Consider the following 13,651-nt stretch of genomic DNA (forward strand, 5'->3'; position numbering starts at 1 on the left):
GATACCTCGTTTACGGTGTTGCGAATTCCTTTAGCGCGCCGTCACGAACGGCCAGAGTGCGTCGGCGCCGCGCGTGATCGTCTGGCGGCCGAGCTGTTCGGCCCAATCCGCGCCTGCGCCGAATTCCGCCCGCCAGGACCAGAGCCTGCGCGTCGCATAGTGCAGCCCGTGCTCATAGGTGAAACCGATGGCGCCATGCACCTGATGCGCAATCGACGTAGCGATATTGGCCGCATCGTCCGCGCGCACCTTGGCGATGGCGATCTCGAAGGAGGGATCGTCCTGCCGGTCGGCACTGGCGCAGGCATGGGCCGCCGCCGTCCCCGCCGCCGCGGCCTGCGTCGACAGCACGGCAAGCTGTTGCTGGATCGCCTGGAACTTGCCGATCTCGCGGCCGAACTGCTTGCGTTCATTCGCATACTGAACGCTCTGGCGCAGCAGATAGGCGAGCGCGCCTGCCATCTGCGCAGAACGGATGAGCGCGCCGTAAAGCGTCAGCGCCTCCGCATCGAGCCCGGCGGGCTTCACCACTGCTGGAGCCGCATTGAACGTCAGCGTGTCGCGCGGCTCGCGCGCTACATTGATGTCTTCCTCGATTGGCACCCCGTCCAGCGCCACAAGCACGGCCTGCGCGCCGCCCTGACCTTCCACAAGCGTCACGGCATGTTTCGCATTGCGGCCCCAGGGCACGCGGGCCGCCTTGCCCGACAGCTTGTCGCCATCGAGGCGGAACTCGCCTTCCATCACGGTGATAACACCTTCAGGGACCTCGATACCGGCCTTGTCGAGCAGCCAGCTTGCCAGCACCGCCTCGGCAATGGGCATCGGCGCGGCATGATCGCCCGCCGCCTTCAGCACCATATTGGCATCGGCCCATGTGCCGCCGGCGCCGCCCTGCTCTTCGTTTACCAGTACGCGGGTGAGGCCGTTCGCTTCCACTTCGTCCCAAAGCGCTTGCGGAAACTCGCCCGCTTCGGCCTTTTCCAGAAGCGGTTTCGTCACCCGGTCGCCGAGCAGGCCGTTCACGCTGTCGGAGAGGATCGTCTGCAATTCGTTCATCTGTTTTCTCCTCCTCAGCGCAGGCCCAGGCCGCGCGCAATGATGCCGCGCAGGATTTCCCGCGTGCCGCCCCTCAATGAGAAGGACGGCGTGACCTGTGTCAGATAGCCGAGTACCTGTTCGAAATCGCTGCCGGTGCCGATATGCGCCTCGATCCCGGTCAGCTCATGCGCGATCACCGGCATGTTCTGCTCGAAGACGGCGCCGAGATCCTTCACCACGCTCGCTTCCAGCGCCGGGTTCTCGCCCTGCTCCAGCATGCCCGCCACCGAAAGCGACATCTGGCGCAGCGTCGTCAGATGGGCGACGAGGCGGCCGATTTCGGCTGCGCCCTTCTCGCCCTTTTGTTTTTCGAGTTCGCGGATGAGTTCCACCATCAGGATGAAACTCGAGAGATAGCGTTCGGGGCCAGAGCGCTCGAAAGCAAGTTCCGCCGTCACCTGCGCCCAGCCGCCGCCTTCGGTGCCGACCAGCATGTCGTCGGGCACGAAAACGTCGGTGAAATTCACTTCGTTGAAATGCGCATGGCCCGACAGATCCGTGATCGGGCGGATGGAGATGCCCGGCAGCGTGAGGTCCACGAGGAACTGCGTCAGCCCGCCATGCTTATCTTCATTGTCTGTGCGGAAAAGCGCGATCATGTAATGCGCCTTGTGCGCATTGGAGGTCCACAGCTTGGTGCCGTTGACCTTGTAGCCACCCTCGACCTTTTCGGCCCGGGTGCGCGTCGCGGCAAGGTCGGAGCCGGAATCGGGCTCGCTCATGCCGATACACATGAAGCACTCGCCCCTGGCCACTTTGGGCAGGATTGTCTGGCGCTGCTCTTCCGTACCGAATTTCAGCAGAAGCGGTCCCGACTGCCGGTCGCCGATCCAGTGCCCGCCCACCGGCGCGCCTGCGGCCAGCACTTCTTCCAGCATCACATAGCGGTCGAAGAAGCTCCGCTCATGGCCACCATATTTTTGGGGCCATGTCATGCCGATCCAGCCCTTTTCGCCCATCTTGCGGCTGAAATCGGCGTCGAAGCCGCTCCAGGTCTGGGCGCGCGTCACGGCGGGAATGTCCGCCAGTTCCTTTTTCAGGAAGGCGCGGAGTTCCTGACGGAGCCCTTCCGTCTCGCCCGGCAGTTCGCATAGATCGAAGCGGAATTCCTGCATCTCGTTCCCCGTTCTGTCCTTTATATTTTTGCTGGCGGTTCAGGTCACAAGCGCCGTGGTGCCGCCGTCGACACGGATGTTCAGCGCGTTGATCGCGCCCGACCGCGCGCTTGCGATGAAGACCACCACATCGGCAATTTCCTCCGGACACGGAACATGCCCGGTGAGGTTGCCCATGAACTCCTTCAGCACATGCGGCTCGACCTCTTCCCAGGTGTCGCCCCAGCCCTTCCGACGGCCGCGTTCGATGAAACGCTCTTCCACTTCCTTCGTGCGGATGAGACCGGGGCTGACGAGGTTCACCGTGACGCCGGTGCCTGCAAGGTCCTTGGCCAGGCTCACCGTCATGGTCGCCATGGCGCCCTTGGCGGCATAGTAATGTGGCATGCGGGCGGCCGGCTCGGTGGAGCCGATCGTGCCCAGATTGACGATGCGGCCCCAGCCTTTCGCCTTCATGCCGTCCATCAGCCCGCGCGTCACACGCACGGCGGACAGCACGTTCTTTTCATAGGCCTCGATCCAGTCCGGCGTTTCGGAGGCCGCCCATGAACCGGCATCTGCGGTGCCGTAATTATTGACAAGAATGTCCACATCACCCAGCGCATCCTTCGTCTCGCGCAACAGTTGCGCCGCGCCGTCATCGGTAAGAATGTCGCCTTCCAGCGCGGAAGCCGCGCCGCCCTGTTCATGAATTTCATGTGCAACGGTTTCCGCCGCGGTGCGTGCGAACCCATGCACGCCGACATGCGCGCCTTCGGCGGCGAGTGCATGCGCGATCATGCGGCCCGTGCCTCGATAGGACCCGGTCACAAGCGCCGTTTTTCCGGCAAGCTGCAAATCCATGGGCGTCTCCCTGCTCGCGGCCCGTTTGCCGGGCTCGTCGTCGTTTAACGCGGCATGCGTTTTAGCAGGTTAAATGGTTCGTGTCGCAGGCGGGAAAAGTCTGAAAGGGGAGGTTTTTCGCGGGGAATTCGGCAAGGTCAGGCTGACGCTGCGTCGGATTCATTTCAGTGCCGATGGCCGATGCGTCCGGCAAGAAAGGCGCTTGAAACGCCTCATCGTCGAGCTAAATCAAGATGCTCTTATTAACAAAATGACTTGATTTATTTTCAGCAGGGCGAAATCAACAGCAATATGTGTGTCTTGACTAAAATTTTCATCTTTCTTCCAACCATAAAATTTGTGCATATTAGTGGCCTACATATTTAGGCTGGGGTCGCTAATGTTTGAGATAGTCCAATGGGCGGATTCATTCCACTCATTGATATGGCTGGTGCTGATTCTGATCTTCTTTCAATTCGTACTGGCTTGGGGCCTGTTGTCGCTTGTCTACTACGTCGTCTCCAAGGACAAGCTGCGCCACGAACTCTTTTCACGACAGCTCTCCGTGTTTGACGGCATTCAGGAGGTTTTCACCGACTTCATCGTGAAGGGGTATGTCGAGGCGGATGAGTTAAGACGCTTCGTTTCGGTCACGTCGGAAGCTCCCTTCATCCTTAGCCGCGAAGTGGTGGAGCATCTGCACGAGATTCGCTTGAAGCTGATCGTTCTCGTCGTCTGGGGGCAGGTGCAGGATCGCAAGAACCTGCCCGTCTCCGAACGAGAGAAAGCGGAAGCCGCGGAACGATGGCTCAAGGATCACATCGACGCCGATACACTGCAAAAACTCTTCACGCAGGATATGGCAATCTTCTCATCGTCCAGAAAACGAAAAATGGCGAACCGGTTTGCCGCGAAAGAGCGGCGGTTTTCCCGCCCGGTCGCCAGCGAACAGCCGGCCTTTACGACATTGTAGCGTAAAAGGGCGCATGGCGGGCCTTGTCGCCCGCCATGCGCTTCCACATCACTGCTGTTTGCTCTTGCCGGCATAGCCGATATTCAGCGCAAGAAGCTGCAACACGCTGTGCACCTTGCCGATGATCCTGTCGTCTTTGGGCGTGGGGGTGATCGCCGCCACGGCGGAAGCCGCGCCGACCACGCTCAGGGCCGCCTGAATCCAGCCGATCCAGTCGGCCGGAAACAATCCGGTCGAACCGTCCATCTGTCGTCCTTTCTGTTTGGGGAAGCGCGGTCTCAGACCGCGTAGAAAAGATGCCCGCCGATCAGCGCGCAGGGCATCCGCTCCTCGGCCCAGGCCGGGAGTTCGTCATGGGCGTGAAAACGCGTAGCGCCCCGAGTCGGGTCCGGGACCTCACCGGCGAGAATGCGCGCGGCAAGTCCCAGCACCCGGCAGAAATCCGCGCCGCAGCGCCGTTCGAGCGGGAGAGGCCGGCCTACGCTCGCCGCTTCCTCCGCGCCGCCATAGCGGTTCAGAAGCGCCCAGCCGACCGCCGTCAGCCCTTCCTCGCCCTCGCCTTTTCCCATATCCGCCATCATGTCGGCCAGCGCCGTGACCTCGCCCAGCGTCGGGTCGCGGCTGAAGGAGGCGGAAATGGAGGCGGCAAGCGGCAACATGGAACCGGAACTTCGCGTCACGAAATGAGGAATTTATTCCTCAAATATGAGAACAATACAGGAACACGTCAAGCCGATTCATGCGTCCGGGATGGAGAGAGCCAGATAGTGGATGGCGAGCCGGATGGTGCCGCTGACGAAAGCCAGCCCCGCCGCCGTCAGTCTCACCGGCGTGGCGCCGTAATAGCCCACCGGCGTCCCGCTGATGCCGTTGACCGTGCTGCCTGCCGGAATACCGATCCCGTTGCCGTAGCGCCCGGGGTCGGCGGCCACGCCGAGGCTCCAGCTCACGGGGCCGACCACCGTCTCCGTCACCCGGCCCGTCACGCCCAGCACAATGGCGCGGTCGGGTATTTCCAGCGCCGTGTCGTTCGCCCAGCCCGGCGTCAGCTCATGTTCCAGCTCAATGACGTGAGCCGTCAGCGCCGCACCGAAGCTCGCCCCCGCCGCCAGCACGCCACCGCCCGTTTCGGCCTGCCAGCCCGTGCCGTCATGCCGCCGACCATGGCCCGCCGCCTCGTCCCAGACGCGCCAGCCCGGTTGCGGCATATAGAAGCGCCAGCTTCCGTCCTGGAAGGCGGCAACATCGCCTTCATGTCCGCTCCAGTCGTCCGTCGCACCGGTTGCGACGATGTAGCGCGCCCCGTCTGCCGGGTCCGAAGGCGGCGCGCTCAGCGTCGCACTCGTCACCGAAAGCTGCACCAGCGCGTCAAGCGCGGTCAGCGCCTCGTTCACCGTGACGTGTTTTTGCGCCTGCGCCGGTTCGAGGCAGGGCAGTTTCAGATTGGCCGTATCAGACATTGAGGATTGCGCTCCTTCCGCGCCCGCGGCCCCATGACGGGCTCAGTTGAAAGATTTCGACATAAAGAGGCGACGGTGACGAGCCGCCGAAATCCACCGCCTGCATCTCCGGCGTGTAGCTAACCGCCGGCGATGTCGCGGAGAGCGTGCGCAGCACCGCGCCTCCTTCGCCCGACAGCACGTCGAGCTCGTAAAGTTCCGCCTCCTCGCCCAGCGGCACGTCGAGGCCGAGCCAGCTATCGCCGTTTACTCTCGTGCGGCGGATCCACGCGACGTCGATCGTTCCGTCCGCCGCCCGCTTCGCACTCACATGCACCGGGCTCAGGGGCCGCAGCCCCACCCCCTGAAAGACATAGCTGCGCTCGCGATAGCTCTCATCGTCATAGGGCAGCGAAGCCGGGCCCCAGAGCCAGCGCCGCGCCAGCCCTCTTTCGCTTTCCGCAAGGCCCGTTTCCGCCACCGCGCCGTCGAGCAGCACGAAACGCGCGCCTGCCGGCAACGCGGTCTCCCGTTCCGTACCTGCCAGCCCGCGCAGCAGGCCCGACAGGCGATAGGTGTCCGGCGCCACCAGATCGGCCTCGCGGAACTGGATCACTTCCCAGTCTTCGGCCCCGCCTTCGGTCTCGCTGCCGATCGCGGCGCGGTTGGCGCCGTTCAGCACGGCGAGCTTCTCCGCGCTCGACAGCGCCCCGGAGGCCAGCAGCACGGTCACGCTATTGGCTTCGTCCCAGCGTCCGGCAAGCGCCGCGCCGGGGCCGAGCGCATTCAGCGTCGTCCCGATGGTTGCCTGCCGGGTTATCGTGCCGTCCAGCACGGTGCCGCCGGGCGCGCGCGTCCACAGCGCCACGCTGCCGGGCCAGGGGTCGGCGGCAAAGGCGACACGCGGCGCCCATGGCGTTTCCGTGCCGGCGACGAGCGGCAGGTCCATGAACGCCGCCAGCACGGGCGGCCTGTCCGCCGCGCGGGCAATGTTTCGGACACGCGAGGCGGTGGCGACCGACCCGTAAAGGCTTGCTTCCTCCAGCACGGCTTCGGCGCGTCGCACGCCCTCGTCGGAAACCGAGCCGAGCCGGTATTCGGCGCCGCCTTCATCTGTTTGGAGCGTCAGCGTGTCGCCCGGCTCCAGCGCCATCCGGCTCGGCGGCAAAATGAGCGTCGCCCGCTCCCGCGCCACCCATTGCTGGCGCAGCCAGATCTCGGCGATGGATTGCGCCTGCGCCGGGGTCAGCACCATGGGCAGCGCCTGATTGACGACGGCGCGGCTCGTCCTTTCCGCGCGCCGCGCTTCGGCCACGCCCTGCACATAGTCGCCCCCGCCGTCGATGAAGGAGAGCTTGGCCGATTGCGGCAACTCGCTTTCCTGCCCGCGCACCCGTGTCAGGCCCGGCCGCCCGCTCTCATCGGTCACGGCGAGATCGTCCACGCTCAAGGCCAGCGACGGCACCGCGCCGAAATGATGGAAACGGATCGCACCGCCCGTTTCGGACGCACCGAAGAAACACGCCGCCATCAGCGGCTCCAGCGCACCGCGTGCCGTCATGATGCGGTCCAGCACATAGCCTTCCACCACGCCGTTGAGCCCGCTCGTATCGCCCTGGACGAAATCCATCCCGGTCAGGATCGCGGCGACAAGCCCGTCCAGCGCCGCCGCGCCCATGCGCCCGTTGATCCAGTGGCCGCGCTCCCAGTTCGGCGCATCGCCCCAGATGTCGTCGCGCGCCGGAAAGGCGGGAAAGGGCCGCGCGTCCCAGGCCCAGAGAAAAATGCGGGACGGCTCCACCATGCGCCCGCCATAAACCGGCGAGACCGGATTGTTGGTTTCCGCGAAGGCCTCATGCGACGGATCCCAATATCCCGCTTCCGCCTCGATGAAACGGCGCTGGATGAAGTCGTCGCGCTCGCCACTGGAAAAGCGCGGCACATCGCTTTCGGCCGATTTCGGATCGACGAAGACATTCGGTTGGTTCGTCCCCTTGTCGATGGCGGGACAGCCCAGTTCGGTAAACCAGACGGGCTTGGATTGCGGCACCCAGTCCGTCGCAGCCGCGCTTTCCACGCCGCCGGGCCGGTCGTGATGCGCGTTCTCCCACCACCCTCTTATGTCCTTGGCCCGCCACAGCCAGGGCTTGCCGTAAGCGCCATCCGTGATCGGCGTACGGGTCTGCGCGGCGCGGTCCGTGTCGCTCACATAATACCAGTCGTAATCCTCGCCGCCCGCGATGCGCGCGCGCAGATAGGCAAGGTCGTAGATCGAGCCCCAGCCTTCCTGCGCGTCGAGATGGCTCGCGCCGTCGCGCCAGTCGGTCAGCGGCGCGTAATTGTCGATGCCGATGAAATCGATATTGGCGTCAGCCCAAAGCGGATCGAGATGAAAGATGAAGTCGCCCGGCGCATCGCCGGGGCTGTGGCCGCGATATTCCGACCAGTCCGCCGCATAGGAAAGTTTCGTCTCCGGCCCCAGGATCGCGCGCAGCTCCGCCGCCAGCGCTTTCAGCGCCGTTACGGCGGGATAGGTGCCGCCTGCGCCCCGAATGCGTGTCAGCCCGCGCAGCTCCGAGCCGATCAGAAACGCCTCGACGCCGCCCGCTTCCGCGCAGAGCGCCGCATAGTGCAACACCATGCGGCGATAGTCCCAACCGCCGCCTGTGCCAAAGAAGGCTGCCACTTGCGTTTCCGCATCGCTCGTCCCGTCCGCCGTGCCCGCGCGGCCCGGCGCCGGGTGGCAGGTCATGCGCCCGCGCCAGGGGTAGGCGGGTTGCGCGCTCGCCTCCGTCCACGGATCGGGCAGCGCATTCCCCGCCGCCACGTCCATCATCACGAAGGGATAGAAGGTGACCGCAAGCCCGCGCGCCTTCATATCGGCGATGGCGCGCTTCACCGACGCATCGGAAGGCGTGCCGCCGAAGGCCGGTTCGCCGTCGACGAGGCTCACGCTCCGCGCATCGCCCCGCGTCAGCCCGGCCACCGACCATGTATCGGGCTCGATATATTTCGTCCCCGGCTCCACACGCGGCGCGATCGTGCAGTTTCCGCAGCGCAGATCGTCGCCGAACCATGTCACCACCAGCGCGGCGGCTTCCGTATTGGGGCAGAAATCCTGCAACTGGTTCAGGGCGACGGTGAAGTCCGTCCCACCCTCCGATGTATGGGTGTTCACCGGATTGGATGCCGCCTCGCCGACATAGTCGCGCTGCGCAACAGTGTCGTAGACATATTCGCCCGCGCCGGGGATCACGTTCACCGCCCGGACAAGCCCCTCCACATCGTTCAGGGAACGGAACACCTCCACATTGAGCTGCGGAATGCGGTTGCCGAAGGGCGTGATCTGAAAATCCTCGAAGACGAGATAGGCAAGTCCGCGATAGGCGGGCGCGTTGCCCTCGCCCTCCACCGCCTCGATCAGCGGATCGGGGTCTTGCGTCTCGCTCCCTGCATTCAGTCGCCAGCTATAATCGCCGAGCGACAGCAGCTTGCCATCGGCCCAGACGCGACCGATCCGCGTCACCTCGCCCTCGCATAGCCCGATGGCGAAGGAAACGGTGTAGCTGTAGCTCGTATAACTCGCCGAACCGCCGCCGCCCTTGCCGCCGGCACTTTCCGTCGCTGCATGTTCGCGGAATTCCGTCGCCCAGATGATCTGACCGCCCAGCCGCGCCCGGCCGAAGATGCGCGGGATAGCGGCTCCCTCGCTCGACGCCATGACCTGTAATTCGCCAAGGCGCGGTCCCTCGCGATGCGTCTGTCCGCCGAACAGGGCCTGGTCGGCAAAGGCGCCCGCCAGCGACCCGATGGCGCCGCCCAGCGCCGCGCCGGAAATGCTCGCCCCGAAAAGCGAAATTCCGCTCGGCAGCAGGACGCTGCCCGCGGCCTGCCCGACCGTGCTCAATACAAGTGTCGCCATGAGATGAAATCAGTCTTGGAGTGCGGGAAAGGAAAAGGCATAGGCCATGCGCGCGCGCCACCAGCGCCCGAGCCCGGTCTCCACCACCGCGCGGCCCGACCAGGCATGCACCATGCGGTCCGGGCCGGTCAGGATCGCGGCATGTTTCGCCGGGCCGTTCGCCCGCATACGAAAGAGCACGACATCGCCCTCTCGGGCTTCGAGGCACGTGACCTCTTTCATATGACGCCGCGCGGCGTCGGCCATGTCTTCCGCGCCGCCGGTCTCCGCCCAGTCCGCCGTATAGGCGGGCGGCGTTTCCGGCTCCGCGCTCAGCACCTCGCGCCAGACACCGCGCACCAGACCGAGGCAATCGGTGCCCGCCCCCTTCACGCTCGCCTGATGGCGATAGGGCGTCCCGATCCAGCTTCGCGCCGCCGCTACAATGGCCGCGCGGGTGAGAGTCGTTGTCATTTGAAGACTGCCTTCCAAAAGGAACCCGTTATCCCCGCCTGCCGCCGTCATGGCTTCCGCCCGCCGTCACGCCCGCCAGCACATAGTCATTGCCCGGCATATGCGGGCAGCCTCGGAAATTCGCGCCATTGGCAAACTTTTCGCGGCAGGTCGCGAAGCTCTTGTCGCAGCCCGGCATCGCGTCGAATGCGTCGCCGGGCGCCACCGCGCGGGGCAATGCCTGCCAGAGCTCGAGCGCATCGCCGGCATGGCGCTTCACCTCCGCCGTCACGCCCTCATTCGCGCCGGAGGTAAAGCCGATCCGCCCGCGCGTGAACCATCCGTCATCGGCGCTTTCCAGTCCCGTGACGGTGAGCAGGCGATTATCCGTCACCGCCGTCACCTCGCCGCTCATCGCGGTGAGATCGACCCCACAGCGCGCATCGCCGAGATCGGCATCGCATGTGTACTGGAAGAGCCGCCCCCGCGGCTCGTTCAGCCTGTGCGCCAGTCCGCGCAGTTCCGCGCGGAAGCTCGCGCCGATGCGCGTCACCTCGCCCAGATGGCCTTTGCGCATCAGCACGCGCTGGTCGGGCGCGGCCCAGTTGACCCGCCACAATTCCACATCCGCATCGTCATAAAGCCCGGCCATGAGGTCGGCTTCGTCGATCCGGAGCGAGGACAGCGCGCCCTCCACTTCCAGATTGTCCGTTTGGAGCGCGGCATGGCTTTCCATCGCGCTCGCCGATATGCCCGCCGCCGCCTCGAAGGTCACGCCGTCCAGAACGAGGTCGCGGTCATGGTCGGTAAAGCCCAGCAATGCGCCGTCCCGCCTTGCGAGTTTCCAGCACCAGGCAAGCGTCGTCGCCCCGCCGCTGAGATGCGCGGCGAGGTCTGCGTCCAGTTGCTTCATGGGATCAGAGCCTCAGTTCCACCACCGGAATATCCGGCACGGATCCCGCCTCAAAAGCGGCGAGATTGATGTCGAGAAAATCGGTATCGAAGCGCACCGGCACATCGAATTCATAGCCCGCCGTCACTTCCGCGCCGGGCGCGGGCGGATCGTCGAACAGGATTTCGCCCGTCGCCGCGTCGAGCGTGACGGCTCGCGCCACCCCGTCCACCGCGGCGACCACGCTGCCCGCCACCGGCTTTGCAATCCGGCGCAGGTAACTTTCGCCGCCCGAGGCATAGGTCTTCAGCAGTTGAAATCCCGTCGTCTCTCCGTCGCCTATGCCGAGGGTCTGGTCCGTCGCGCTCACCGTGCCGCCCGGCGCGCAGCTCTTCCAGTCGGCATGGTCTTTCCAGCGAAAACCGTAAAGCCGCCCATGCCGCGCCTCGAAAAACGCGATGGTCTCGTGCACATCGTCGAGCCTGCGCAGGCCCAGCCCTGCGTTGAACCTGCGGCGCGACTGCGCCCAGGGGCTGTTGCGTTCCTCAAAGCCCGAACCCAGCGTCACGATTTCCGTACGCCGCTCCGGCCCGCCCGACGCACCGAAGCTCAGATCGGTCGGGAAACGAATGTCATGAAAGGTCATGGAGATGCCTGTTGTTCAATTCAGATTGTCATCCCGGGCTTGTCCCGGGATCCAGGGGCGGAAAGTGCTGAGCTTGCGGCCCCTGGACCCCGGCATAAAGCCGGGGTGACATTCGTCACATGTTCCGTGTGCCGCGCCGGGCGACGCGCTGCATCATCGCGGCAAGCTGCGTTTCGGAGCGGCGGAAGCTCGCCGCATCCGTCGCCTGCACATTGAAGGTCACATTCACGGCCTGCCCGCCACCCTGGCTTGCCACGCCGAGGCGACCGTCGGGCCCACGCGTCAGCGGCATCACCGCTTCCGGCCCTGCCTCGCCCGCGAGCCCGACGCCGTTTTGCAGCGGAAACAGCATCGGGCTCGAAATCACCCCACCCTTGGCGAAAGGCTTCACCCTGCCGCCTGCGAACACATTCCCGTCGGCGCTCGTCACAAGGCTGGAGAGAGCGCTCCCCACCCCGGAGCCAATCGCGCCCGTCACGCCGTCCAGCGCCTTGTCCAGCACCATCCTCGACATATCCAGCGCCAGATTGCGCAACACGCCGGACAGCGACTTGCCCTTCAACGCCACATCCTCGAAGGAGCGCGAGAGCTTCCGCCCGAACGCCTCGCCGTCCCGCGCGGCATTCCGGTACTCCTCGCTCACACCGCGAAGCGCATCCCGCGCCTCCGCGCCAAAACGCTGCGCCGCCGCAGACGCCTCCTCCATGCCCCGCGCCGTCGCTGCGGGGTCGGATCCGGTCCATTCAGTCATCTCTGTATTTTCCGTAGTTGGAGTAGACGGTGCTGCCCGCTATCCTTCGAACAACAAGCCGCGCTACAGCAGATATCCAGTCACACGAACAATCGTTGCATGATCGACCGTACCGCCAGAGACAAAGCCGCGTCGCTCGCGCAGCGCTTCATATGCGGCGAGATCACGAATGACGACCTTGAGGACGAATGGCCCACCAGGAGTGAAGATCCCGCTGTCCGCGCGGTGAACGATGCGCTCTGGTTCCTCTACGACGACAACAGGACACACAGGATCGATCTGTCGGAGACAGCGCCGGAAATCCGGGATGAGCTATCCCGCTGCATTCTCTTTCTGCGCTCTAAGCTTCCCTATGAATGGCCGGAGAAGAGGCTGATCTTCTTCAATCAGGTGCCCCTTGCCTTTCGCATCCTGTCGCTCGGCCTGATGGAACCCCTTCATGCATGGCTCGGCAAACGGCATCGCCGTATCGAAGAAGAGATGAACGCTGCCGGCGACATGAGTGTCTGGCCGTTCATTCGGGCTGATGAATACACTCAGCTGCTGCACACCTGCGACGATCCCCTCCGCCCTCCGTCGTGAATTATTCGTTTTACCCATACGTCTCTGCCGTTATCCTCTCGGCAGGGACATCATTGCGCGTCAATGAAGGGGGAGTTCATGCGCCAGCGTCATATTCTTCTACTGTCGATCATGCTTCCGCTCGCCGCCTGCGCGCCGAAACTCGAAGATCTACAGAACGCCTCGATCCCCACCTATTCGGTCGATCAAACCCCGTCCGCCGACACCGCCTATATTCACGGGTCGACTGCGGAGGAGGAACACCTTCTCGGCTCCACTTCCCTTGCGACCTTCGTCGCCGCGGTGGACGGAAAACTGATCGAGCACACCAAAGGCGCCGCTCCGACGGAAGGTACGAAGCTCACGCCGGGAACCCATGCCGTTTTGATCGGTGTCTTCGGCGGAGACGACCGCACCGGAATCCCCGTTCGCCTGGAGGCCGAAGCCGGCAAGAAATATGTCGTCAAGGCCGATGCCCCGAAAAACGGTATCGAGGTTCTTTGGGAAGCCAGCGGCCCGCCAACCTATCTCTACATCGCCGACGAGCAGACGGGAGAAGCCGTTACACCTCGCCTCCCCCGGGACAACACCAAGGCTACCGAACTCCATGCCGATGCGACCGGACCCGACGCTGCCACCATTCGGAGTAATGGGGGCTATGAAGGCATGCTGGAATACAGGGGCGCGGGCGTCATCACCATCGACAACAAATACACTACCAAATCCGCCGGCAATGGCGTTTACGAAGTCACTGCCCGGCTGAGTCCCGGCCTGCACGCGATCGGGATTCGCTTTCGGTCCGAATCCTGGATCGGCGAAGTTCCATTATTGCTCGAGGTAAAGCCCGCCGCCTCCTATGCGGTGCGCCACGCCTATGGCGTCAAGCGCATCGGGGATAAGAAGTGGAGTACGTTCACCATCTGGATCGAGAACGAAAAGACAGGCGAGAAAGTCATTCCCGACGTCGATATTCCGCTCAACCGGCGACTTCTCTAGA

General features: G+C 64.4%; 14 protein-coding genes. 3 read left to right on the forward strand and 11 right to left on the reverse strand.

Translation table 11 applies throughout. The features are described from left to right. Positions 1-30: 30 nt before the first annotated feature. From ACSSVQ_RS04525 to ACSSVQ_RS04535, 3 genes are read right to left on the reverse strand one after another with little or no spacing between them, the layout of a single operon-like run. On the reverse strand, positions 31-1,059 hold the full coding sequence (locus ACSSVQ_RS04525) for an acyl-CoA dehydrogenase family protein (RefSeq protein WP_454181015.1): 1,029 nt from the start codon (positions 1,057-1,059) through the stop codon (positions 31-33). Positions 1,060-1,073: 14 nt separating this feature from the next. Then, positions 1,074-2,216 (reverse strand): acyl-CoA dehydrogenase family protein, encoded by a 1,143-nt coding sequence (locus tag ACSSVQ_RS04530; protein WP_293326407.1) that lies wholly within the window; start codon positions 2,214-2,216, stop codon positions 1,074-1,076. A 39-nt stretch (positions 2,217-2,255) separates the two neighbouring features. Beyond that, positions 2,256-3,059, reverse strand: coding sequence for an SDR family NAD(P)-dependent oxidoreductase (locus ACSSVQ_RS04535; protein WP_454181016.1), 804 nt, complete (start codon positions 3,057-3,059; stop codon positions 2,256-2,258). A gap of 379 nt (positions 3,060-3,438) precedes the next feature. Here ACSSVQ_RS04535 and ACSSVQ_RS04540 point away from each other — a divergent pair, with 379 nt between their 5' ends. Next, entirely contained in the window at positions 3,439-4,011 is a 573-nt protein-coding gene (locus ACSSVQ_RS04540; protein ID WP_454181017.1) for a hypothetical protein, read from the forward strand. 48 nt (positions 4,012-4,059) lie between these two features. On the opposite strand, the gene ACSSVQ_RS04545 is transcribed toward ACSSVQ_RS04540, so the two are convergent. The 8 genes from ACSSVQ_RS04545 to ACSSVQ_RS04580 form a co-directional block, all read right to left on the reverse strand. Then, a complete protein-coding gene (locus ACSSVQ_RS04545) occupies positions 4,060-4,257 on the reverse strand; it encodes a hypothetical protein (RefSeq protein ID WP_293326401.1) in 198 nt (65 codons plus the stop codon). A gap of 32 nt (positions 4,258-4,289) precedes the next feature. Further along, on the reverse strand, positions 4,290-4,691 hold the full coding sequence (locus ACSSVQ_RS04550) for a hypothetical protein (protein WP_454181018.1): 402 nt from the start codon (positions 4,689-4,691) through the stop codon (positions 4,290-4,292). Positions 4,692-4,748: 57 nt separating this feature from the next. Continuing rightward, complete coding sequence (locus ACSSVQ_RS04555) at positions 4,749-5,471, reverse strand: DUF2793 domain-containing protein (RefSeq protein ID WP_454181019.1); 723 nt, start codon at positions 5,469-5,471, stop codon at positions 4,749-4,751. Next, positions 5,464-9,372 carry a baseplate multidomain protein megatron gene (locus tag ACSSVQ_RS04560; RefSeq protein WP_454181020.1) on the reverse strand — a complete coding sequence of 1,303 codons (3,909 nt, stop codon included), beginning with the start codon at positions 9,370-9,372 and terminating at the stop codon, positions 5,464-5,466. The genes ACSSVQ_RS04555 and ACSSVQ_RS04560 overlap by 8 nt, the downstream gene beginning before the upstream one ends. 9 nt (positions 9,373-9,381) lie before the next feature. Beyond that, positions 9,382-9,825 (reverse strand): NlpC/P60 family protein, encoded by a 444-nt coding sequence (locus ACSSVQ_RS04565; RefSeq protein ID WP_454181021.1) that lies wholly within the window; start codon positions 9,823-9,825, stop codon positions 9,382-9,384. A gap of 28 nt (positions 9,826-9,853) precedes the next feature. Next, the gene (locus ACSSVQ_RS04570; protein WP_454181022.1) at positions 9,854-10,717 is read right to left on the reverse strand and encodes a DUF2163 domain-containing protein; all 864 of its coding nucleotides are present in this window, start codon (positions 10,715-10,717) and stop codon (positions 9,854-9,856) included. 4 nt (positions 10,718-10,721) lie between these two features. Beyond that, positions 10,722-11,342 carry a phage distal tail protein, Rcc01695 family gene (locus tag ACSSVQ_RS04575; RefSeq protein ID WP_454181023.1) on the reverse strand — a complete coding sequence of 207 codons (621 nt, stop codon included), beginning with the start codon at positions 11,340-11,342 and terminating at the stop codon, positions 10,722-10,724. Between the two features lie 115 nt (positions 11,343-11,457). Then, positions 11,458-12,093, reverse strand: a complete 636-nt coding sequence (locus ACSSVQ_RS04580; protein WP_454181025.1) for a phage tail tape measure protein — start codon at positions 12,091-12,093, stop codon at positions 11,458-11,460. 99 nt (positions 12,094-12,192) lie between these two features. Here ACSSVQ_RS04580 and ACSSVQ_RS04585 point away from each other — a divergent pair, with 99 nt between their 5' ends. Then, positions 12,193-12,675, forward strand: coding sequence for a hypothetical protein (locus tag ACSSVQ_RS04585; protein WP_454181027.1), 483 nt, complete (start codon positions 12,193-12,195; stop codon positions 12,673-12,675). A 78-nt stretch (positions 12,676-12,753) separates the two neighbouring features. Continuing rightward, on the forward strand, positions 12,754-13,650 hold the full coding sequence (locus tag ACSSVQ_RS04590; RefSeq protein WP_454181029.1) for a hypothetical protein: 897 nt from the start codon (positions 12,754-12,756) through the stop codon (positions 13,648-13,650). Position 13,651: the final 1 nt, after the last annotated feature.

The sequence above is a fragment of the Parvibaculum sp. MBR-TMA-1.3b-4.2 genome, from assembly GCF_053628815.1.